The sequence below is a fragment of the Alsobacter ponti genome (assembly GCF_024294805.1).
In the GTDB taxonomy this organism is placed as follows: domain Bacteria; phylum Pseudomonadota; class Alphaproteobacteria; order Rhizobiales; family Beijerinckiaceae; genus Alsobacter; species Alsobacter ponti.
Genome location: NZ_JANCLU010000001.1, coordinates 77,724 through 100,332 on the forward strand (window position 1 = coordinate 77,724; position 22,609 = coordinate 100,332).

The 22,609-nt window shown below is 69.4% G+C and carries 21 protein-coding genes; 13 read left to right on the top strand and 8 right to left on the bottom strand.

Annotation, left to right across the window (positions count from 1 at the left end):
* The 5 genes from NK718_RS00415 to murA all read right to left on the bottom strand — a co-directional run bounded on the left by NK718_RS00415 (position 1) and on the right by murA (position 4,873).
* Positions 1-1,011: an SIS domain-containing protein gene (locus tag NK718_RS00415; protein WP_254737419.1), complete on the bottom strand. Its 1,011-nt coding sequence runs from the start codon at positions 1,009-1,011 to the stop codon at positions 1-3.
* A complete protein-coding gene (locus NK718_RS00420) occupies positions 1,008-1,772 on the bottom strand; it encodes a GntR family transcriptional regulator (RefSeq protein WP_254737421.1) in 765 nt (254 codons plus the stop codon). The genes NK718_RS00415 and NK718_RS00420 overlap by 4 nt, the downstream gene beginning before the upstream one ends.
* Positions 1,756-2,661, bottom strand: a complete 906-nt coding sequence (locus NK718_RS00425) for an N-acetylmuramic acid 6-phosphate etherase (RefSeq protein WP_254737423.1) — start codon at positions 2,659-2,661, stop codon at positions 1,756-1,758. Before NK718_RS00425 ends, NK718_RS00420 begins: the two co-directional genes overlap by 17 nt.
* A gap of 62 nt (positions 2,662-2,723) precedes the next feature.
* Positions 2,724-3,671, bottom strand: a complete 948-nt coding sequence (locus NK718_RS00430) for a glucosamine kinase nucleotide-binding domain-containing protein (protein WP_371877185.1) — start codon at positions 3,669-3,671, stop codon at positions 2,724-2,726.
* The gene (murA, locus tag NK718_RS00435; RefSeq protein ID WP_254737427.1) at positions 3,617-4,873 is read right to left on the bottom strand and encodes a UDP-N-acetylglucosamine 1-carboxyvinyltransferase; all 1,257 of its coding nucleotides are present in this window, start codon (positions 4,871-4,873) and stop codon (positions 3,617-3,619) included. Before murA ends, NK718_RS00430 begins: the two co-directional genes overlap by 55 nt.
* Positions 4,874-4,993: 120 nt before the next feature.
* Here murA and nagA point away from each other — a divergent pair, with 120 nt between their 5' ends.
* Together nagA and prmB are read left to right on the top strand one after the other, a co-directional pair.
* Positions 4,994-6,175 carry an N-acetylglucosamine-6-phosphate deacetylase gene (nagA, locus tag NK718_RS00440; RefSeq protein ID WP_254737429.1) on the top strand — a complete coding sequence of 394 codons (1,182 nt, stop codon included), beginning with the start codon at positions 4,994-4,996 and terminating at the stop codon, positions 6,173-6,175.
* A 69-nt stretch (positions 6,176-6,244) separates the two neighbouring features.
* Positions 6,245-7,159 (top strand): 50S ribosomal protein L3 N(5)-glutamine methyltransferase, encoded by a 915-nt coding sequence (prmB, locus tag NK718_RS00445; protein WP_254737431.1) that lies wholly within the window; start codon positions 6,245-6,247, stop codon positions 7,157-7,159.
* A 15-nt stretch (positions 7,160-7,174) separates the two neighbouring features.
* Here the strand turns inward: prmB and NK718_RS00450 are convergent, their stop codons facing one another.
* Positions 7,175-7,723 carry a DUF924 family protein gene (locus NK718_RS00450; protein WP_254737433.1) on the bottom strand — a complete coding sequence of 183 codons (549 nt, stop codon included), beginning with the start codon at positions 7,721-7,723 and terminating at the stop codon, positions 7,175-7,177.
* A 353-nt stretch (positions 7,724-8,076) separates the two neighbouring features.
* Between NK718_RS00450 and NK718_RS00455 the strand changes: the two genes are divergently transcribed.
* From NK718_RS00455 to NK718_RS00475, 5 genes are all read left to right on the top strand, one after another.
* Entirely contained in the window at positions 8,077-10,023 is a 1,947-nt protein-coding gene (locus NK718_RS00455) for a PrkA family serine protein kinase (protein ID WP_254737435.1), read from the top strand.
* A 75-nt stretch (positions 10,024-10,098) separates the two neighbouring features.
* Positions 10,099-11,400: a YeaH/YhbH family protein gene (locus NK718_RS00460; RefSeq protein ID WP_254737437.1), complete on the top strand. Its 1,302-nt coding sequence runs from the start codon at positions 10,099-10,101 to the stop codon at positions 11,398-11,400.
* Positions 11,397-12,944, top strand: a complete 1,548-nt coding sequence (locus tag NK718_RS00465; protein ID WP_254737439.1) for a SpoVR family protein — start codon at positions 11,397-11,399, stop codon at positions 12,942-12,944. Before NK718_RS00460 ends, NK718_RS00465 begins: the two co-directional genes overlap by 4 nt.
* Before the next feature lie 182 nt (positions 12,945-13,126).
* Entirely contained in the window at positions 13,127-13,594 is a 468-nt protein-coding gene (locus NK718_RS00470) for a hypothetical protein (protein ID WP_254737441.1), read from the top strand.
* 163 nt (positions 13,595-13,757) lie between these two features.
* Complete coding sequence (locus NK718_RS00475) at positions 13,758-14,738, top strand: D-2-hydroxyacid dehydrogenase (protein WP_254737443.1); 981 nt, start codon at positions 13,758-13,760, stop codon at positions 14,736-14,738.
* Positions 14,739-14,752: 14 nt separating this feature from the next.
* Here the strand turns inward: NK718_RS00475 and NK718_RS00480 are convergent, their stop codons facing one another.
* Entirely contained in the window at positions 14,753-15,514 is a 762-nt protein-coding gene (locus tag NK718_RS00480) for a cytochrome c oxidase assembly protein (protein ID WP_254737445.1), read from the bottom strand.
* 136 nt (positions 15,515-15,650) lie between these two features.
* A complete protein-coding gene (locus NK718_RS00485) occupies positions 15,651-16,742 on the bottom strand; it encodes an ATP-dependent DNA helicase (RefSeq protein WP_254737447.1) in 1,092 nt (363 codons plus the stop codon).
* Between the two features lie 300 nt (positions 16,743-17,042).
* On the opposite strand from NK718_RS00485, the gene ccoN reads away from it, so the two are divergent.
* The 6 genes from ccoN (at position 17,043) to NK718_RS00515 (ending at position 22,586) form a co-directional block, all read left to right on the top strand.
* Positions 17,043-18,701 carry a cytochrome-c oxidase, cbb3-type subunit I gene (gene ccoN / locus NK718_RS00490; RefSeq protein WP_254737449.1) on the top strand — a complete coding sequence of 553 codons (1,659 nt, stop codon included), beginning with the start codon at positions 17,043-17,045 and terminating at the stop codon, positions 18,699-18,701.
* A 10-nt stretch (positions 18,702-18,711) separates the two neighbouring features.
* Positions 18,712-19,446, top strand: a complete 735-nt coding sequence (gene ccoO / locus NK718_RS00495) for a cytochrome-c oxidase, cbb3-type subunit II (RefSeq protein ID WP_254737451.1) — start codon at positions 18,712-18,714, stop codon at positions 19,444-19,446.
* Positions 19,447-19,457: 11 nt separating this feature from the next.
* Entirely contained in the window at positions 19,458-19,610 is a 153-nt protein-coding gene (locus NK718_RS00500) for a cbb3-type cytochrome c oxidase subunit 3 (protein ID WP_254737454.1), read from the top strand.
* 4 nt (positions 19,611-19,614) lie between these two features.
* The gene (gene ccoP / locus NK718_RS00505; RefSeq protein ID WP_254737456.1) at positions 19,615-20,484 is read left to right on the top strand and encodes a cytochrome-c oxidase, cbb3-type subunit III; all 870 of its coding nucleotides are present in this window, start codon (positions 19,615-19,617) and stop codon (positions 20,482-20,484) included.
* A 99-nt stretch (positions 20,485-20,583) separates the two neighbouring features.
* Entirely contained in the window at positions 20,584-22,062 is a 1,479-nt protein-coding gene (gene ccoG / locus NK718_RS00510) for a cytochrome c oxidase accessory protein CcoG (RefSeq protein ID WP_254737458.1), read from the top strand.
* An 11-nt stretch (positions 22,063-22,073) separates the two neighbouring features.
* The gene (locus tag NK718_RS00515; protein WP_254737460.1) at positions 22,074-22,586 is read left to right on the top strand and encodes a FixH family protein; all 513 of its coding nucleotides are present in this window, start codon (positions 22,074-22,076) and stop codon (positions 22,584-22,586) included.
* Positions 22,587-22,609: the final 23 nt, after the last annotated feature.

Here is a 22,609-nt window from a genome sequence, read left to right on the forward strand (position 1 = left end):
CTACAGCGTCTCCGTCACCTTCTTGAGGAAGGGCGGGCTGTCAGGGTCGAGCCCCATGGCGCGCGCCGCGCGCTCGATGGCGAGATAGGCCGGCACGAGCATGGCGACCGGGTCGCACGCCGGGTGATCGTCGCCGATCCACGGCAGCGCCGAGCGCTCGCCGCCGGCCAGGAACACGCTCTCCCCCGCCGCGCGCAAATCGTCGACGAGGCCATCGACCGTCTCCGCCGTGGCGTCGTGCTGGCGCAGGGCGAGCACCGGCGTGTCGCGGTCGATCGCCGCGCGCGGGCCGTGGCGCAGCTCCGCCGCGCTGTAGCCGAGGGCGGGCAATCGCAACGTCTCGCTGAGCTTCAGCGCGATCTCGCGCGCCGGCCCGAAGCCGTAGCCGCGCGCGGCGACGAACGCCGCCCTGGCCTGCGGCAGCGCCTCGCGCCAGCCCTGCCAGTCGAGCGCCAGCGCGGCGCGCAGGCGTTCCGGAGAGCGGACGAGGGCGCCCGAAAGCTCCGCGTCGCCGGCGATCTCCGCCACGAGGCGCGCGCCGGCGAGCATGGAGCTGACGACCGACTTGGTGGCGGCCACCGCCAGTTCCGGCCCCGCGTGCAGCGGCACAACGAGTTGCGCCGCCTCGGCCACGGGCGAGGCGGTGACGTTGACGAGAGCGAGCGTCAGCGCGCCGGACTCGCGCGCCGCCTCGGTCGCGGCGACGAGGTCGGGGCTGCGGCCGGATTGCGAGATCACGACGAAAAGCGCGCCGCGCATGGCGGAGCTCTTGCGGTAGTTGGTCACCACCGACGGCGCGGTGTGCGACACGACGATGCCGAGCCGTGTCTCGATCAGATAGCGCAGATAGACGCCGGCGTGGCCGGAGCTGCCGCGCCCGCAGATCACCGCGAAGGGCGCGGGGTGGCGCGCCAGCGCGGCGGCCGCCGCCGCGAAGGGCCCGGCGTCGGCGAGCAGCCGCTCGGCGGCGTCGGGGATCTCGAACGTCTCGCGGGCCATCGCGGTCGTCATCGCTGGGGCTCCTCGGCGGGGCGCAGGCCGGGGTCGCGGACCTCGGTCACGAAGTCGTAGCGGTCGCCGCGATAGGCCGAGCGGGTGAACTCGACCGGCGTGCCGCTGGCCAGATAGCTCCGCCGCTCGATGCGCAGGATCGCCGCGCCCACGGGGATGTTGAGCAAACTCGCCTCGGCCGCCGTGGCGAGCGAGGATTGCAGCCGCTGCAGCCCGCGCACCGGCCGGTTGCCGAGCCGCGTCAGCGCCGCGTAGAGCGACTCGCCGATCTCCTCCGGGCGCGGCAGCAGCGCGGCGGGCACGACCGCCCGCTCGATGGCGAGCGGCTCGTCGTCGGCGGTGCGCACGCGGGTCATCCGCATCACCTTCTCGTCTGGCGAGATGGCGAGCGTCATCGCCTCCTCGGGCGTCGGCGATGCCACCACCTTCTCGATCCAGACCGAGCCGGGGCGGCTGCCCCGGTTCGCCATGTCGGCCGAAAAGCCGGCGAGCAGCGAGGCCGGCTGTTCGATGCGCGTCGCCACGTAGGTGCCGGAGCCGGGGCGGCGGGACAGCATGCCCTCGCGCAGCAGCGCGTCGATGGCCTTGCGCACCGTGACGCGCGAGATCTGCGTCATGGCGCTCAGCTCGCGCTCGGAGGGCAGGGCTTCGCCCACCCGCACCGCGCCCTCGTTGATGAGCGTCCGCAGTCCCTCCGCGAGCTGGATGTAGAGCGGCGTGGGGCTGCGGCTGTCGAGCGCGATCCTACCGGGATTGAGCATTGGCGGCCCTGTCGAGATCGGCGAGCGCGGCGCGCAGGCTGCCGTCGTGGCGGTCGAGCAGCGCCCCGGCTTCGTCCGGGGTCAGCCCGCTGACGATCAGGGAAGCCAGCTTGACGTCGAAGCCGCACAGGCGCAGCGCCTTGTCGGCTTCCGTCTCGGGGCAGCCGGTGAGCAGCGCGACCATGATCGCCGCGCGCCGGTGCAGCTTGGCGTTGGTCGCCTGCATGTGGACCATCATGCCGCGGTAGACGCGGCCGAGCCGGATCATGATCGCCGTCGAGAGCAGGTTGAGCACGATCTTCTGTGCGGTGCCCGCCTTCATGCGCGTGCTGCCCGCGACGACCTCGACGCCCGTCTCGATCAGCACCGCGTGACGGCCGGCGGCGAGCAGCGGCGAGCCGGCGTTGTTGGCGACGCCGATGCTCACCGCGCCGCGTTCGGTGGCGCGGCGTACGAAGGCGACGGTGTAGGGCGTGGTGCCGCTCGCGGCGAGGCCGATGACCACGTCGTTGGGGCCGACGCCAATCTCGTCGACCTTGCGGATCGCGTCCTGGGCGTCGTCCTCGGCCCCTTCCGCGCTGCGGATCAGGGCGGAATTGCCGCCGGCCATGGCGAAGACGAGCTGGTCGTGCGGCCAGTCGAAGGTGGGCGGCAACTCCGCGCCGTCCTGCACCGCGACGCGGCCCGAGGTGCCCGCGCCCGCGTAGACCAGTCGGCCGCCGGCGCGCAGGCCGGCGGCGGCGTCGTCGGCGGCGCGGGCGATCGCCGCGAGGGCCGGGCGGACGGCGGCGACGGCCGAAAGCTGGGCCTCGTACATGGCCTCGACGGCGTCGAGCGTCGGCCATCCGTCCAGCTCGACATAGCGGGCGCTGATGTCTTCGGTGGCCATGCTCATTCGTCCTTCGAATAATACCAGTTGAGATACCAGTCTAATGCCTGTGACCGGAAAAGCTAGATCGCCGAGGCCTCCGAAGCGCCGCTCCCGGCGGCCTCCCGGGCCATCAGGATGGCTCCGGAGACGGCGTCGGAATCGACCGGCTTGAGCTTGCGGCGCACGTCCGGGGCCAGCCAGGGCTCGATGGCGCTCGACAGGCCGCCGATCAGCGCGATGCGCGGCGCGCCGCGCTCGACCAGCGCGCGGACGAGGCCGTCGATCTGCTCGGCCGCGCCCTGCACGATGCGGCGTCCGGCCGGGTCGCCGTTGTCGGCATGGCGCATGACCAGCGGCGCGAAGGTCGCGTATTCGGTGGCGCTGGCCTTGTCCATCCAGGCCACAGCCTCGGCGGGGTCGCCGCCGAACCGGGCCAGCACGTCGGCGAGCAAGGGCGTCGAATCGAGACGGCCGTCATAGGCCCGCAGGGCGAGGCGGATGGACTGCAATCCGAGATCGGCGCCGCTGCCCTCGTCGGAGATGGGGAAGCCGTAGCCGCCGAGCCGGATCTCCTGCCCGGCGACGCGCGCCAGCCCGAAACTGCCCGTGCCGACGATCACGATGCCGCCGTCCTGGCCCGAATGCGCCCCGAGGCAGGCGATCAGGCCGTCGGTGGCGAAGCTGACCGAGGCGAAGGCGTGCGGCCGGGCTTCCAGCGCCTCGCGCGCGCCCTTGCGGCCCAGGCCCGCCAGCCCGATGCCGACGTGAATGGACGCGCGGTCCTCTGGCTTCTGCCCGGCCTCCTCGAGCGCGCCCTGCATGGCGGTCTCGATCGACTCCATGGCCTGGTCGAAGCCCAGCCGCGTGGTCGCCGGGCCGGAGATGCCCGCGCCGCGCACGTTGCCCTCGGCGTCCTCGACGCGGGCGCGGCAACCCGTGCCGCCGCCGTCGACGCCGATGAACAGCGGGGTCGTCACGACACGCGCCTGATCTGCGCGCCGCACCGCACCAGCTTGCGGTCGAGGCATTCGTAGCCGCGGTCGAGGTGATAGACGCGGTTGACCACCGTCTCGCCCTCGGCCGCCAGCGCCGCCAGCACGAGGCTGACGGAGGCGCGAAGATCGGTCGCCATCACCTGCGCGCCGCGCAGTATCTCGACGCCGCGCACCAGCGCGCTCGTGCCTTGCAGCGTGATGTTGGCGCCGAGCCGCGACAGCTCCGGCACGTGCATGAAGCGGTTCTCGAACACCGTCTCGCGGATCATCGACGCGCCCTGCGCGATCGTCATCAGCGCCATGAACTGCGCCTGCAGGTCGGTCGGGATCCCGGGATAGGGCTCGGTGGTGATGTCGACGCCGCGCAGCGGCCCGGAGCGCGACACCATGAGGCCGCGATCGGTCGGCCAGATCTGCACGCCGGCGGCCTCCAGCGCCTGCCCCACGGCGGAGAGATGCTCGAGCCGCGCGCCCGTCAGCTCCAGGTGGCCGCCGGTGATCGCGGCGGCGATGGCGTAGGTGCCGGCCTCGACGCGGTCGGGGATGACCTCGTGGCGCGCCGGGCCCAGCGCCGCCCCGCCCTGGACCAGGATGCGGTGCGTGCCCGCGCCCTCGATGGTCGCGCCCATGGCGCAGAGGCACTGCGCGAGGTCGGCGACCTCCGGCTCGCGGGCGGCGTTCATGATCTCCGTCTCGCCGCGCGCGAGCACCGCGGCCATCATGGCCGTCTCCGTCGCGCCCATCGAGGGCGTGCCGAAGACGATGCGGCCGCCTGTCAGCCCGCGCGGCGCGCTGGCGTCGATGAAGCCCGCGTCGATGGCGATGGTCGCGCCGAGCGCGGTGAGCGCCTTGAGGTGGAGGTCGACGGGGCGCGCGCCGATGGCGCAGCCGCCGGGCATCGACACGCGGGCATGGCCGAAGCGGGCCAGCAGCGGCCCGAGCACGAGGATCGTCGCGCGCATACGGCGCACCACGTCGTAGGGCGCCTCGACGTTGCGCGCGGCCCCGGCGTCGAGCGTCACCGAGTGCGCGGTCCGGTTGCCCAGCGCGACGCCGTAATGCTCCATCAGCGCCAGCATGGCCTGGATGTCGGTGACGTCGGGCAGGTTGGTGAGGGTGAGAGGCGCGCCCGAGATCAGCGACGCCGCGATCTGCGGCAGGGAGGCGTTCTTCGCGCCGCAGATTTGCACCGTGCCTTCGAGCCGGCGCCCGCCTTCGATGACAAGCCGTTCCATGGCGTCTCCGTCCGCTCGGCCGCCCCCGCTTGAATCCCACTAAGTGGTATACTATTGGTCTTGTCAACCGCGCGCCGCGCCGCGACGTCTCCCGAGGCTCGCGGCGCCGGAGACCCGCCCATGCCGCGCCCCCGCCACGCCTCGCCCGCCGCCGCCGGCTTTCTGATCCTCTGCCCGCGCCTGTTCGATGGCGAGGCGATGCGGGAGGACGCCTGCGTGTGGGTGCGGGACGGCCGCATCGCCGCGGTCATGCCCCGATCCTCGGCGCAGGACGGGTTGCCGCACGTGCGGTTGCCGGACGGCGCGCTGCTCGCGCCGGGCTTCATCGACACGCAGGTCAATGGCGGCGGCGGCGTGATGTTCAACGACGCGCCGACGCCCGAGGGGGCCGCCGCCATCGTCGCCGCGCATCGCCGCCACGGGACGACCGGCCTGCTGCCGACGCTCATCACCGACGCGCCGGAGGCGATGGACCGGGCCCTGGACGCGGGGCCGGCCATTCTCGCCCAACCGGGGGTGCTGGGGCTGCATCTGGAAGGGCCGTTCATCAACCCGGCGCGCAAAGGCGTCCACCGGGCCGACTACATCGTCCCGCTCGACGCCGCCACCATCGCGCGCCTGCGCCGCGCGGCGGCGCTCGGCCGCTCCTTCGTCACGCTGGCCCCGGAGCTGGCACCGCCCGGCGTCGTCGCGGCGCTGACCGGCGCGGGCTTGCGCGTCTCGGCGGGGCACACGGAGGCGACCGGCGCGGACATGGAGCGCGCCGCCGGCGAGGGCCTGACCGGCGTCACCCACCTGTTCAACGCGATGTCGCAATTGCAGGGCCGCGCGCCGGGCGTGGTGGGCGCGGCGATGGCGGACGAGCGGCTCTTCGTCGGCATCATCGCGGACGGGCTGCACGTCGACCCCTTAAGCCTGCGCGCCGCCTTCCGCGCCATCGGCGCGGAGCGGCTGATGCTCGTCACCGACGCCATGTCCTCGGTGGGCGCCGCGACCGACCGCTTCATGCTGATGGGACGCGAGGTGCGGCTCGCCGGCGGGCGGCTGACGACGGCGGACGGCACGCTGGCGGGCGCGCACCTGACCATGGCGGAAGCGGTGCGCAACGCCGTCGCGATGATGGGCGCGAGCCTGCCCGAGGCGCTGCGCATGGCCTCGCGCACGCCCGCCGAGTTTCTCGGCCTTGGCGGCGAGCGAGGCCGCGTCGCGCCCGGCATGCGGGCGGACCTGGTGGCGCTCGGCCCCGATCTCGACGTCCTCGACAGCTGGGTCGACGGGGAGGGCACGGGCGCGCTGGGCTGACGCCGGCCGGCCGCGAGGCTTGTCCGCCGACGCGGGCTGGATTAATCGGGCGCGTCCAGGAGAGCGCCCGTGCCCCAGCCGAAATCCACGACAGCCGACGAACTCGTCACCGTCCGCGACCTGTTCCGCTGGGCGATCAGCAGGTTCAACGAAGCCGACCTGTATTTCGGACACGGCGCGACCACCGCGCTGGATGAAGCCGCCTTCATCGTGCTGGAGGGGCTGCACCTGCCGGTCGACCAGCTTGACCCGTTCCTCGACGCGCGTCTCACGCTGGCGGAGCGGCGTCGCCTCGTCGATCTCATCGAGCGGCGTGTGAGCACGCGTAAGCCCGCCGCCTATTTGCTGGGCCGCACCTACATCCAGGGCATCCCGTTTCGCGTCGACGAACGCGTCATCGTGCCCCGCTCCTTCCTTGGCGAACTGATGCTCGGCGACGCCTTCGCGGGCGACGACCTGCTGCCCGAAGGGCCCGGCGCGGTGGAGAGCGTGCTGGAGCTGTGCACCGGCTCGGGGTGCCTCGCCATCATCGCGGCGATGCGGTTTCCGAACGCCAGGGTGGACGCGGTGGACCTGTCGCCCGAGGCGCTGGAGGTGGCGACGCTCAATGTCGCGGAGCACGCCATGACGGAGCGCATCGAATTGCTGCGCGGCGACCTGTTCGCGCCGGTGGCGGGACGGCGCTACGACCTCATCCTCACCAACCCGCCTTATGTCGACGCGGAGACGATGGCGCTGCTGCCCCCGGAATACCGGCACGAACCCGAACTGGCGCTGGCGGGCGGCGAGGACGGGCTCGACATCGTCCGCCGCATTCTCGCCGGCGCGCCCGATCACCTCAATCCGGGCGGCGGGCTGCTGTGCGAGATCGGCACGGGGCGCGAGGTGCTGGAAGCCGAATACCCGAACCTGCCTTTCCTCTGGCTCGACACCGAGGACAGCGAGGGCGAGGTGTTCTGGCTGTCCGAGGCGGACTTCCGCTGAAGGCGCGCTCCCGTCTCAGCCCTTGAAGGCGTCCTCGCTGGCGAGCCATTCCCGTTCCTGGGGCGTGGTCTCGCGGCCGAGGACGGCGTTTCGATGCGGGAAGCGCCCGAACCTCGCGACGATGTCGCGGTGGTGGCGCGCCCATTTCAGCGAGTCGGCGTCTCCCATCGCCTCGTACAACGCGACGCAGAGGTCCTGCGCCTCGATGCTCTCCGCGTGCATGAACGGCAGGTAGAAGAACTGCCGCAACGCGGGCTCGACCTCCGTGTCGTGGCCCGCCGCGATGGCGGCCTCCGCCACCTCGCGGGCCTTGGCGTCGCTGGCGTAGGCGCGCGGCGTGGCGCGGAACATGTTGCGGGGCATCTGGTCGAGAAGCAGGACGAGCGCCAGCGCGCCGTCCGGCGAATTTGCCCATGCGTCCAGCCGGCCCGCCGCGGCGTCTTCCCAGACGTCGCGGAAACGGTCGATGCAGGCACGGTCGAACGCCTCGCCGCCGCGGAACCAGCGGTCGCGGCCGGCCTCGCGCCAGAAGGCGAGCACGTCGTTGGGCGTCATCTGTGGCATCGAAGCCTCACTGTGGTCCGGAAAGACGCGATCGCTCCCAGCATCGTCACGAAAATGTGGTCGAGCGACGTCTAGGCAATGCGCGAATCACGAATATTCATGTAGTGTACAGGTCTATGGTGTAAGAGTAACAGGGTCGCAGGGCGAACCTGTTGGCTCAAATCGGCTCCGGCAGGAAGCAAGTCTCAAGCTCTTGCCGCCGGAATGCTTCGGTCCAACGGACCGACCACGCGGGTGGTGGCGTCACAGGATTTTGATGGGCGCGTCGTGCGTCTCAGAGTCGGCTGCCGGGGCGCAACCTCCGGCAGGCCACGCGGTTATCTTCGTAGCTGTCAATTCGGGCGGAAATCGCAATGTTTCCTGAGAATGACCTCTTCGCAAGCTTCGCCAAGACGTATGAGGCTCGCCGCGAGACGGAAATGACCCTCACCGACTATCTGGAGGGGTGTCGGACCGATCCCATGATGTACGCAAGCGCTCCCGAGCGCATCCTGGCGGCCATCGGCGAACCGGTGCTCGTCGACACCGCGAAGGACGGTCGGCTCGGTCGCATCTTCATGAACCGGACGATCCGGGTTTATCCCGCATTCTCCGAGTTCTACGGGATGGAGGAGACGATCGAGCGCATCGTCTCGTATTTCCGCCACGCGGCGCAGGGGCTGGAGGAGCGCAAGCAGATCCTCTACCTGCTCGGCCCGGTGGGCGGCGGCAAGTCCTCGCTGGCGGAGCGGCTGAAGGCGCTGATGGAGGTCAACCCCATCTACGTGCTGAAGGCCGGCGACGAGATCAGCCCGATCTTCGAAAGCCCGCTCGGACTGTTCGATCCCGAACGGATGGGCGCGACGCTGGAAGAGCGCTACGGCATTCCGCGCCGCCGCCTCAGCGGCCTGATGAGCCCGTGGTGCGTGAAGCGCCTCGACGAGTTCGACGGCGACATCTCGCGCTTCCGCGTGCTCAAGGTCTGCCCCTCGCGGCTGCGCCAGATCGGCATCGCGAAGACCGAGCCGGGCGACGAGAACAACCAGGACATTTCCTCGCTGGTCGGCAAGGTCGACATCCGCAAGCTGGAGACGCTGTCGCAGAACGACCCGGACGCCTACTCCTACTCGGGCGGCCTGAACCGCGCCAACCAGGGCATCCTCGAATTCGTCGAGATGTTCAAGGCGCCGATCAAGATGCTGCATCCCCTGCTCACGGCGACGCAGGAGGGCAACTATGTCGGCACCGAGAACATCGGCGCCATCCCGTTCACCGGCATCGTGATGGCCCACTCCAACGAGGCGGAGTGGCAGAGCTTCAAGGCCAACAAGAACAACGAGGCCTTCATCGACCGCATCTACGTCATCAAGGTGCCGTACTGCCTGCGCGCCACCGAGGAACAGAAAATCTACGAGAAGCTGATCCACAGCTCCGAGCTCGCCGGCGCTCCGTGCGCGCCGGCCACGCTGGAGATGCTGGCGCGCTTCGCGGTGCTGTCGCGGCTGCGCGAACACCCCAACTCCAACCTGTTCTCCAAGATGCGCGTCTATGACGGCGAGAGCCTGCGAGAGGTCGACCCTCGGGCGCGTTCGCTGCAGGAGTACAAGGACTCCGCCGGCGTCGACGAAGGCATGGACGGCGTCTCGACGCGCTTCGCCTTCAAGGTGCTGGCCGCCACCTTCAACCACGACACCACGGAGATCGCCGCCGATCCGGTGCACCTGATGTACGTGCTGGAGCAGACGGTACGGCGCGAGCAGCTGCCCGACGCCACGGAGAAGCGCTACCTCGAGTTCGTCAAGGCGGAGCTGGGGCCGCGCTACGCGGAGTTCATCGGCCACGAGATCCAGAAGGCCTATCTGGAGAGCTACCACGACTACGGGCAGAACCTGTTTGACCGCTATGTCGACTACGCCGACGCGTGGATCGAAGACCAGGACTTCAAGGATCCCGACACCGGCCAGCTGATGAATCGCGAGCTGCTGAACCAGGAGCTCACCAAGATCGAGAAGCCGGCCGGCATCGCCAACCCGAAGGACTTCCGCAACGAGGTCGTCAAGTTCGCGCTGCGGGCGCGCGCCAGCCACGGCGGCCGCAACCCGTCCTGGACCAGCTACGAGAAGCTTCGCGAGGTGATCGAGAAGCGCATGTTCAGCCAGGTCGAGGAGCTGCTGCCGGTCATCAGCTTCGGCTCCAAGAAGGACTCCGACAGCGAGAAGAAGCACGGCGAGTTCGTGAAGCGCATGATGGAGCGCGGCTATACGGAGCGTCAGGTTCGTCGGCTCGTGGAGTGGTACATGAGGGTGAAGCAGGCCGGCTGATCCCTCGCGGCAAACGGACCTCGCGGCAAACGGACCTCGCAGCAAACGGACCTCGCAGCAAACGGACTTGGCGTCATGCACATCGTCGACCGCCGCCTCAATCCCGGTGGCAAGAGCCTGGGCAACCGACAGCGCTTCCTGAGGCGCGCCCAGGCGCTCGTGCGGCGAGCGGTGCGCGACAGTTCCCGCGATCGCGGCATCCGCGACATGGAGAAGGGCGGCGAGGTCGGCATCCCGTCGGACGGCGTCCGCGAGCCGACCTTGCGCCGCTCCGCGCAGGGCGGACGACGCGACCACGTGCTGCCCGGCAACAAGGACTTCCTGGAAGGCGACACCATCCCGCGCCCCGACGGGGGCGGCGGACGCGGCGGCTCGCAGGGCTCGCCGGATGGCGGCGGCGAGGACGATTTCCGCTTCGTGCTCTCGCAGGACGAGTTCCTGAACCTGTTCCTCGAGGACCTCGAACTGCCCGACCTCGCCAAGCGCAAGCTGGAAGGCGTCGAGCACGTCGAGTGGCGGCGCGCCGGCTACTCGGTGTCCGGTTCGCCGGCCAACCTCGCCCTGCTGCGCACCATGCGCAACAGCCTGTCGCGGCGTATCGCGCTGAAGCGGCCCCGGTCCGACGAGGCGGTCGCTCTCGAAAACGAGATCGCGGAGCTGGAACGCGAGGGCGGTGAGCCCGACCGCCTGGCCCTGCTGCGCGAGTCGCTCAACGTGCTGGACCGCCGCCGCCGGCGCATTCCCTACATCGATCCCATCGACCTGCGCTATCGCCAGTTCGCGCCGCATCCCCGGCCTGTGGCGCAGGCGGTGATGTTCTGCCTGATGGACGTCTCCGGCTCGATGACCGAGCCGATGAAGGACCTCGCCAAGCGCTTCTACGCGCTGCTCTACATTTTCCTGAAGCGCCGCTACCGGCACGTCGAGATCGTGTTCATCCGCCACACCCACACGGCGGAGGAGGTGGACGAGGACGATTTCTTCCACTCCACCGAAACCGGCGGGACGGTGGTCTCCACCGCCATCGAGGAGATGGCCCGCATCGTCGCCGAGCGATTTAGCCCGGCCGACTGGAACATCTACGCCGCCCAGGCGTCGGATGGAGACAACGCGCCGAACGACAACGAACGGACGGCCGCGCTCCTCAAGGACACAGTGCTGCCGGTGTGCCAGTACTACGCCTATCTCGAGGTGGGGACCGAGGACGAACCGTCCTCGATCGGGCTGGGCTCGCGCGCCAGCGACCTGTGGCGCACCTACGAAACGATCCGCGATTCCGAGCCTGCCTTCGCGATGCGCAAGGTTCGCCATCGCCGCGACATTTTCCCCGTCTTTCGTGAACTGTTCCAGCGGCGCGACGCCAAGGCGGCGACATGATCCTGAAACTCGATCCCGGCGAACGTCTTCTCTACCGCGGGCCGGATTGGGACTTCACGACCCTGCGCCGCATCCACGACGCCATCGAGCAGGTCGCGCTCAAGGACATGGGGCTCGACGTCTACCCCAACCAGATCGAGGTGATCACGGCCGAGCAGATGCTGGACGCCTACTCGTCCTCCGGCATGCCGCTCTTCTACAAGCACTGGTCGTTCGGCAAGCACTTCGCGCAGCACGAGACGGTGTACCGCCAGGGCCTCGGCGACCTCGCCTACGAGATCGTCATCAACTCCAACCCCTGCATCACCTACATCATGGAGGAGAACACGGCGACGATGCAGGCGCTGGTGATCGCGCACGCCTCGTTCGGCCACAACCATTTCTTCAAGAACAACTACCTGTTCAAGCAGTGGACCGACGCCGACGGCATCCTCGACTACCTCGACTTCGCCAAGGGCTTCATCGCCGAGTGCGAGGAGCGCTACGGCCACCGCGAGGTCGAGCGCGTGCTGGACGCCGCGCACTCGCTGATGAGCAACTCGGTGCACCGCTATCCGCGCCGGTCGCGCCCCGACCTGCGCACCGAGGAGAAGCGGGAGCGCGAGCGGCGCGAGCACGAAGAGCGCATGTACAACGATTTGTGGCGCACCGTGCCGGCGGCGCGCGACGGCGCGCCGTCCTCGGCGCTGGAGGAGCACCGCAAGGCGCTGCTGCAGCTGCCGCAGGAGAACATCCTCTACTTCCTGGAAAAGACCGCGCCGCGCCTGAAGCCGTGGCAGCGCGAGATCCTGCGTATCGTGCGGCTGATCGCCCAGTATTTCTACCCGCAGCGCCAGACCAAGCTGATGAACGAGGGCTGCGCCACCTGGTGCCACTACCGAATCATGACCGCCCTGCACGAGCGCGGCGAGATCAGCGACGGCGACTTCATGGAGGCGATGCACTCGCACACCAACGTCACCTACCAGCCCTCGTTCGACCATCCGCGCTACAACGGCGTGAACCCGTACGCGCTCGGCTTCGCCATGATGCGCGACATCGCCCGCATCGCGGTCGAGCCGACGCAGGAGGACCGCGAGTGGTTCCCCGACTTCGCCGGCAAGGGCGACGCCGACGGCGTGCTGCGCGACGTGTGGGCGAACTACCGCGACGAGAGCTTCGTGATGCAGTTCCTCAGCCCGCGGATGATCCGCGACTGGCGGCTGTTCCACCTGCTCGACGACACCAACGAGCCGGCGCTGCGCGTCGACGCGATTCACGACGAGCGCGGCTACCGGCGCATCCGCCGCGCCTTCGCCAAGCAGTACGACGTCGCCTGCCTCGACGCCGACATCCAGGTGGTGGACGTCGACCTCGCCGGCGACCGCCGCCTCATCCTGCACCACAATGTGCTCAACCGCGTGCTGCTGGAGACCGAGGACACCGGCCGCGTGATGCAGCATCTGGCCGATCTGTGGGGCTACGACGTGCTGCTCAAGGAAATCGACACGACGACGGGCATGGTCCTCAAGGAGCACCACGCCAAGCCTCATCCGGCGGGCTGAGACCCGGGCCGGAAGCCGCGCCGCCGAAGGGGCCGTGCGCGAGACGACGAACGACAGCGCCTTGGCGGGACGTCGGAGACGGCGCCCGGCGCTCGGCGTTTCGAGATCGGAGACGGGAAGGGGCTCGTCGAAGGTCGGCGGTGGCCGATCACCGCCCATCTTCATCCGATGGGAGAAGGTCAATGGAATACAAGAGCGTGGAACAACTCCGCGACGTCGCGGAAGTGCGCGTGGCCGAGCGGCGCCCCATGACCCGCCGGGAGAAGCTCGAGCGGTGGGCCGAGTTGCTGGAGCGCGACCCGGCGCGCCGGCTTCGCTCGCTGGGCGAGATCGAGACCAAGGCTCCGGCCGAGCGGCTGTTGATGCGCGCGCCGGATTCGCCGCTGACGATCGCCTTCGAGGACAAGACGCTGCGCGAGGAAGGCCTGGCCAGCGACCGGCTGGGCGACGCGATGACGTTCTTCGAAATGTCCGAGGACGACGCGCACCGCCTGCTCTGCTCGTGCATGAACGGGTGGAGCATGTCGGCCGGGAAAGTGGCGCGCGGCGTTCACCGCATCGCGCGGCCGGCGTCGCGTTTCGACACGGCGCTGTGGTTTGCGATCGGAACGATCGTGGCGGCGCCCGCGCTGGCGTTCATGTTCGGCTGAACGCGGGAGAGCGGTCCGGCCGAAATCGTCGACGCCGCCGGGCCGGCGGACGGGACCAGGGCTGACATGGCCTTCCCCCGACGAGACGCGGGACGGTCATCCGAGGTATGGCTTCCGGGATCAGTGGCGCCCGTTCCCCCGGCGCCTTTCGGGAGACCTCCGGATGACCGTTTCCGCCCTGCCGCCGCGCGATGCGCTGACGATCGGCTTCGCGCACGTGGCTTACCGCATGCAGGATGCGTTCGCGGCGCGCCGGACCGGCATCCGGCACTTCGAGGTGCGCACGCTCGACGACCTCGAGGCCCGCGTGGCCGAGGCGGATGTGCTCGTCGTCTCCGGCCTGTGGCGCAACCACCTGCTCGAGCGCGCGCCGCGCCTGCGCTTCGTGCAGTCGCTCAGCGCCGGCGCGGACCAGTACGACAAGGCGGCGTTTCGCGCCCGCGGCGTGCGCCTGGCGAGCGGGCAGGGCGTCAACGAACGCGCCGTCGCGGAGCACGCCATGGGGCTCGTGCTCGCCCTCACACGCCAGCTTCACCTCGCCCGCGACCACCAGGCCGCGCGAAGCTGGCGTCCGATGATCGGGGACCGCGCCATCCGCGAGGACGAACTCGGCGGGAAGACGCTCGCCGTCGTCGGCTTCGGCCGCATCGGCCAGCGGCTCGCCCGGCTGGCGCGCGGTTTCGACATGCGCGTCGTCGGCGTGCGGCGCGAGGCGCGGCCGATGCCGGAGCTGGCCGACGCCGTGCTGCCGACGGAGCGCCTGGTCGAGGCGCTGGCGCAGGCCGACATCGTGGCGCTCACCTGCCCGCTGACGCCGGAGACCGAGGGGCTGATCAACCCCGCCGCCTTCGCGGCCATGAAGCCCGGCGCGATCCTTATCAACGTGGCGCGCGGCAAGGTGGTGGACGAGGCGGCGCTGCTCGCCACGCTGGGCGACGGCCGGCTCTCCGCCGCCGGACTCGACTGCTTCCACGATGAGCCGCTGCCGAAAGGCTCGCCCTTCTGGGAGCTGCCGAACGTGCTCGTGACGCCCCATTCGGCGGGCGAAACCCGCCGCTACGAGGAGAACGTCACCGACATCCTCCTCGCCAACCTCGACCGCCTCTGGCGCGGCGAGACGGAGCTGGTGAACGGGCTGGCGTGAGGGGCGGGCCGCGGCTACGCGTCGGCGTTCGCCCGTTCCATGCGGCGCAGGGTGACGCTCAGCGCCAGCACGGCGTGGACGGTCAGCAGCACGCCGCCCGGCACCCACATGACGAGCCCGCCGAGCTGCTGGTCCTCCAGCGGCGACAGGCCCCAGGGTGCGGTCGTGCCGAAGTGGACCGCATAGAGGGCGCGCGGCAGCAGGGTCAGGCCCGCGCCCAGCAGGCCCATCTGCATTCCGGTGGCGAAGCTGACGGCGACCCGGGCCCCTGGCGTCGGGGCGCGCAGGATGGCCCGCCACAGCGCCAGCGCCGCAAGCAGGTTGGTGACGTGCATCGTCCAGTACACGGCGTTGTCGCGCAGCGTGGCGTCGTAGAGCGCCGGCGCGTGCCAGGCCCACAGCACCGCCGCGTAGAGGATCGGGGCGAGCACCATCTCGGTGCGGCCCACGGGCGCGTCGCGGCCGGTGAGCCCCCGCCACACGGCGAGGTCGGCGCGCCCCGCGACCAGAAGCGGGGCGGCGACGAGCGCGATCGCCACGTGCTGGGCCACGCGTGCGGAAAACAGCGCGACGCCGAGATTGCACAGGGGGCTCACCAGCGCCAGCGCCAGCGCGAGCCAGCCGGGGAGGGACGTCGTGCGCATCGCGCGGTCGCCGCCGCCGCGCAGGCTCAGCGCGACCAGGCCGACGAGGATCGCCGCCAGCACGGGGTCGGTGTTCCAGGCGAGCGCGCCGGGCGTGGGAGCGACGCCGCAATAGGGAATGAAGCCGGTCACCGTCGCCTCCTGGCGGAATCGCCCGCCGGCCCTGGCGCGTGTGGATGAAGCGCCGCGGCCCTGGCTTGCCGAAGCGGGAACGTTGACGCCGACGGTGCGGTTCCGGCGCGGCCGCAGCCGCGGACGCCCCCCGACCCTACACCACCACCGTGATGCGCCGCGCCGCGCGGGTGAGGCCGGTATAGAGCCAGCGGGCCCGGTGCTCGCGGAACGCGCCGCTCTCGTCGAACAGCACGACGTCGTCCCACTGCGAGCCCTGCGCCTTGTGGACGGTGAGGGCGTAGCCGTAGTCGAACTCGTCCGACTCGCGGCGGATCAGGAACGGGATCGTCTCGTCGCCGCCCTCGAAGAACTCGCGCAGCACCTTCACGCGCACGGCCTTGCGCGACGGCTCCTCCTCGGGCGTCACCTCCATGCGCACGAAGCCCTTGAGCGGCTCGCGCAGGCGCTTCACCGTCCAGGTCCCGCCGTTCAGAAGGCCCTTCTGCTTGTCGTTGCGCAGGCAGACGAGCTTTTCGCCGACGGCGGGCATGGGGTCGCGGAAGCCCAGCAGCTCGCGGATGCGCCGGTTGTAGAGCCGGCGGGTGCGGTTCATTCCCACCAGCACCTGGTCGGCCTTCAGCACCGCCTCGGCGTCGATGTCGGCGCGGCGGATGACGAGGCTGTCGCCATGCGCGCCGCGGGGCAGGGACTCGCCCTCGCGCACCGCCATCGAGAGCCGGATGATCGGATTGTCGCGCGCCTGGCGATGCACCTCTGTGAGCATCATGTCCGGCTCATGCTCGGTGAAGAAGCCGCCGCCCTTCACCGGCGGCAACTGGGCGGGGTCGCCCAGCACCAGCACGGGAACGCCGAAGGAGAGCAGGTCGCGCCCCAGCTCTTCGTCGACCATCGAACACTCGTCGATGACGATGAGGTCCGCCTTGGAAGCCGCGGAGTCGCGGTTGATGACGAAGGACGGGTCTTCCTCCTCGAGGGACTTGGGACGGTAGATGAGGCTGTGGATGGTCGTCGCGTCCGTGCAGCCCTTGGTGCGGAGCACGTGGGCCGCCTTGCCGGTGAAGGCGCCGAAGGCGACCTCGCCGTCCATGCCCTCGGCGAAATGGCGCGCCAGCGTGGTCTTGCCCGTGCCGGCGTAGCCGAACAGGCGGAACACCTGCGGCGAACCGCTCTTGAGCCAGGCCGACACCCGGCTCAGCGCCTCGTCCTGCTGCGGCGACCAGTCCATGCGTCGTTCCGATTCCGGGGTCCGGAAGAGTGCGGACCCGATTCGACTTCAGTAGACGATTCCCGCGGTCTTGGCCCGCTTTCAGGCCCTTTTCGCCCGTCCGGCGGCCGCGGGGCCGGAGACGGCGCGAATTTAGGCAAGTTTGTGGCAGCTTCGGGGAGGCCCATTGATGTGGGTCAACGAAGCCCCGCGCGTCTTGGGCCAAAGGTAACCATCAACCGGCCGGGCGTCGCACCTGGCCGGTCCCGTGCGCCTAGGCAAACGGGAATGCACTGGACCGCCCGATTTCAGGGGGAAGTTATGACGCAAGCAGCAGCCGTCAGAAAAACATTGAGGATAGGGGAGGGCGGGACCGCAATCGCGATGCTGGCGCTTGCGGTCATGAGCATCATCATTGCCGCGAAGGCGTACACGCCCGAATACGCCTTCCACGCCTATCTTTTCGCGGCGGCGAGCGTGGCGACGGTGTTCGCCATCTTCAACCGCTACTTCTCGCGGCCGGCCGAGCCGATCCCGCAGGAGATCGACGGCAAGCCCAACTACAATCTGGGCCCGATCAAGTTCGCCACCGCCATCGCCATGTTCTGGGGCATCGCCGGATTCACGGTCGGCCTCATCGCGGCGCTGCAGCTGGCCTATCCAGTGCTGAACTTCGATTTCGCCTATACGAATTTCGGCCGGCTGCGTCCGCTGCACACCTCGGCGGTGATCTTCGCCTTCGGCGGCAACGTGCTGCTGGCGACGTCCTTCTACGTCGTGCAGCGCACCTGCCACGCGCGCCTCGCCGGCGAGATCGCCCCGTGGTTCGTGGTGCTGGGCTACAACTTCTTCATCCTGATCGCCGGAACGGGCTACCTGCTCGGCATCACCCAGGGCAAGGAATACGCCGAGCCCGAGTGGTACGCCGACCTGTGGCTGACGGTGGTGTGGGTGGTCTACCTGCTGGTCTTCCTGACGACGCTGTGGAAGCGCAAGGAACCCCACATCTACGTGGCCAACTGGTTCTACCTCGCCTTCATCGTCACCATCGCCATGCTGCACCTGGGCAACAACGCCACGGTGCCGGTGTCGATCTTCTCGCCCAAGTCCTACATCGTGTGGTCGGGCGTGCAGGACGCGATGGTGCAGTGGTGGTACGGCCATAACGCGGTCGGCTTCTTCCTGACCGCCGGCTTCCTGGCCATCATGTACTACTTCGTGCCGAAGCAGGCCGATCGCCCGGTCTATTCGTACCGGCTGTCGATCGTGCACTTCTGGGCGCTGATCTTCACCTACATCTGGGCGGGCCCGCACCACCTGCACTACACGGCGCTGCCCGACTGGGCGCAGACGCTCGGCATGGTGTTCTCGGTCGTGCTGTGGATGCCCTCCTGGGGCGGCATGATCAACGGCCTGATGACGCTGCAGGGCGCGTGGGACAAGCTGCGCACCGACCCCGTGCTGCGCATGATGGTGGTGTCCGTCGCCTTCTACGGCATGTCGACCTTCGAAGGTCCGCTCATGTCGATCAAGTCGGTGAACTCGCTCAGCCACTACACCGACTGGACCATCGGCCACGTGCATTCCGGCGCGCTGGGCTGGGTCGGCTACATCTCCTTCGGCGCGATCTATTGCCTCGTGCCGTGGCTGTGGAACCGCTCGCGGCTCTACTCGCTGAAGCTCGTCAACTGGCACTTCTGGATCTCGACCCTCGGCATCGTCCTGTACATCTCGGCGATGTGGGTCTCGGGCATCCTGCAGGGCCTGATGTGGCGCGCCTACACGAGCCTGGGCTTCCTCGAGTTCTCGTTCATCGAGACGACCGAGGCGATGCATCCGTTCTACGTCATTCGCGCCATCGGCGGCGGCCTGTTCGTCCTCGGCGCGCTCATCATGGCCTACAATATCTGGATGACGATCCGCTCGACGGAGCTCGCCACGAGCCCGGCCGCGCGTCCCCAGATGGTTCCGGCCGAGTAAGGGGGCACGCATGTCCGTTTGGGCCAAACATCAGGTCTTCGAGAAGAACTCGATCATCCTTCTCGTCGGCATCCTCATCGTGGTCGCCATCGGCGGCCTCGTCGAGATCGCCCCGCTCTACTACCTGAAGAGCACCATCGAGAAGGTGGACGGGGTTCGCCCCTACACCCCGCTCGAGCTGGCCGGGCGCAACATCTACGTCCGCGAGGGCTGCTACAACTGTCACTCGCAGATGATCCGCCCGCTGCGCGACGAGGTGGAGCGCTACGGCGCCTACTCGCTCGCGGCGGAGAGCATGTACGACCACCCGTTCCAGTGGGGCTCGAAGCGCACGGGTCCGGATCTCGCCCGCGTCGGCGGCAAGTATTCGGACGAGTGGCAGCGCGCCCACCTCGTGAACCCGCGGGCGGTGGTGCCGACCTCGATCATGCCGGGCTACCCCTTCCTCGCGAAGACGACGCTCAACGCCACGCATATCCAGGAGGACATGCGCGTCCAGAAGCTGCTCGGCACGCCGTACACCGACGAGATGATCGCCAAGGCGGGGACGGACATCGTCGCCCAGGCGACGCCCGACGACGCCGGCGCGGCGGACCTGGCCAAGCGCTATCCCAAGTCCATCGCGCGCGATTTCGACGGCAACGCCGGCGCGATCACGGAGATGGACGCGCTGATCGCGTATCTGCAAATGCTCGGCACGTTGGTCGACTTCAAGACCTACGACCGCAAGGCGAACGTGCGCTGAGGAGCTCACCCATGGCCGACTATGAATCCCTGGCGAGTTTCGCGCAGATCTGGGGCACGCTCAGCTTCGTGGCGTTCTTCGCCCTCGTGCTGATCTATGCCCTGAACCCGAAGAAAGGGGCCACCTTCGCGGAGGCCTCCCGCATCCCCCTCGAGAAGGACTGAACCGATGGCCGTTGAGAAACTCGACAGCGTCACCGGTACCGCCACGACCGGACACGAGTGGGATGGTATCCGTGAGCTGAACACCCCCCTGCCGCGCTGGTGGCTGTGGCTGTTCTACATGTGCATCGTGTGGGGCATCGGCTATGTCATCGCCTACCCGGCGTGGCCGATGGTGAGCTCCTACACCAAGGGCGTGCTGGGCTACGCCAGCCGCGACCAGATCGAGGTCGACCTGGCCGCCCTGCGCAACCAGCGCAGCGGGCTCGTTTCCCAGATCGAGGCGACTCCGCTCGCCGACATCGAGAAGAACCCGCAACTGCTGACCGCGACCCTGCAGATCGGCAAGCAGGCCTTCGGCACCAACTGCAGCCCGTGCCACGGCACCGGCGGCGCTGGCTCCGTCGGCTTCCCCAACCTGAACGACGACCAGTGGCTGTGGGGCGGAACGCTCGACCAGATCCAGCAGACGATCACCCACGGCATCCGCAACGAGAGCCCGGACTCGCGCCAGGGTAACATGCTGGCGTTCGGCAAGGACGGCACGCTGTCCAAGACCGACATCCCGATCGTGGCGGCCTATGTCGTGTCGCTGTCGGGGCGCAAGCCCGAGGGCGCGCACGACCTCGCCAAGGGCAAGCAGATCTTCGCGGAGAACTGCGCCGTCTGCCACGGCGACGACGGCAAGGGCAATCCGGAACTCGGCGCGCCCAACCTCACGTCCGGCCTGTACCTGTACGGCGGCGACCAGAAGACGATCGAGGAGACCATCACCAACGGCCGCGGCGGTGTGATGCCGGTGTGGACGGGCCGCCTCGACCCGACGACGATCAAGATCCTGACCGTCTACGTCCACTCCCTGGGCGGCGGCAAGTAAGACGACCGGCGGGGGCGGGCTTCGGGTCCGCCCCCTCCAGCAACGATCCGGCGAGCGCGGAGGGCGCCGGATGTTTCCCCCGCACCTTCGAGGACTTTCATGTCGACCGCCGAGAGCGCCGAGCCGAAGGCCGTAAGCCCAGCGTCCGTTGACGACGCTCCGCTGTACGAGGCGCGCAAGGACATCTTCCCGCAGGCCGTGCGCGGCCGCTTCCGCACCATCAAGTGGACGATCCTGATCGTCACCTTGGGCATCTACTACTTCCTGCCGTTCGTGCGCTGGGACCGCGGCGTCCACGCGCCCGACCAGGCGGTGCTGATCGACCTGCCGGGCCGGCGCTTCTACTTCTTCTTCATCGAGCTGTGGCCGCAGGAGCTCTATTACGTCACCGGCCTGCTGGTGCTGGCGGCGCTGGCCCTGTTCCTGACCAACGCCGTGGCCGGCCGCATGTGGTGCGGCTATCTCTGCCCGCAGACCGTGTGGACCGACCTGTTCTACGCCGTCGAGCGGCTGGTCGAGGGCGACCGCCGCGAGCAGATGCGCAAGGCCGCCAGCGGCGAGTGGAACCTCGAGCGCGTGGCCGAGAAGATCCTCAAGCACTCGCTCTGGCTGATGATCGCGTGGTGGACCGGCGGCGCCTGGGTGCTCTACTTCGCCGACGCGCCGACGCTGGTCTACGACCTGTTGACCTTCAACGGGCCGTTCGTCGCCTATGTGTGGATCGGCATCCTCACTGTCACGACCTATTCGCTCGCCGGCTTCATGCGCGAGCAGGTGTGCCTCTATATGTGCCCGTGGCCGCGCATCCAGGCGGCGCTGACGGACGAGCACGCGCTCAACGTCACCTATCGCTACGACCGCGGCGAGCCGCGCATGTCGGCGAAGAAGGCGGACGCGGCGCGCGCCAGGGCGGAGCCGGCGGGCGACTGCGTCGACTGCTTCCAGTGCGTCAATGTCTGCCCCACCGGCGTCGACATCCGCGACGGCTCGCAGCTTGGCTGCATCCAGTGCGGGTTGTGCATCGACGCCTGCGACAACGTGATGGCGAAGATCGGCCGGCCGTCGGGCCTGATCGGCTACGACACCGACGAGAACGTCAAGCGGCGCATCGCCCGCGAGGAGCCGGTGGTGCGCATCATCCGCCCGCGCACGGTGCTCTACGCCGGGCTGATCGTCGGCGTCGGGGCGCTGATGACGGCGACGCTGGCGACGCGCACCACGCTCGGCGTCAGCGCGCTGCACGACCGCAATCCCGTCTTCGTCAAGCTCGCCGACGGCGGCGTGCGCAACGCCTACACGGTGCGCCTCACCAACAAGGCGCTGGAGGCGCGGCCGTTCCGGCTGGAGGTGCTCGGCCTTCCCGATGCGACGCTGGACGTGGTCGGCGAGCCGCACCGCGCCGAGCAGTCGGCGGTGCTCGAGGTGGAGTCCGACCAGACCCGCGAGCTGCGCGTGCTCGTCACCAATCCAAGGGCGCTCGACAACCCGTCGACGCCCGTCCGCTTCCGGCTGACCGACATCACGACGGGCGTGACCGCGCAGACGGGCGATTTCTTCAAGGGGCCGGGGAGCAACTGAAGACCATGGCCATGATTGACAGACAGACCGACCTCAACCCCTCCGGCTTCCGCCTGAACGGCTGGCACGTTCTCGCCATGCTCGTCGCCTTCTTCGGCGTCGTGTTCGCGGTGAACTTCACGATGATGCGCTACGCCGTGACGACGTTCAGCGGCGTCGAGCGCGCCTCGCCCTACCAGGACGGGCTGGCGTTCAACTCGGAGCTGGCCGACTCGCGCCGCCAGGACGCCATGGGCTGGAGCGTCGACGCCAGCATCGAGCGCGGCGTCGACGGCGTGGCGAAGATCTCCGTGCAGGCGAAGGACGCGGGCGGGACGGCGCTGTCGTCGCTCGCCGCCGGCGTCGTGCTGGAGCGCCCGGCCGACCGCCGCGAGGACCGCAAGGGCGAGCTGGCGCTCGTCGGCGCGGGCCGCTACGCGGGCGCGGTGTCCGACGTGGCGCCCGGCCAGTGGGACCTCGTCGTGTCGCTGCTCCAGGGCGGGAAGCGCGTCTTCCTGTCCCGCAGCCGCGTTATCCTGAAATAGACCGCCGCGCCGAGGCCGCATCG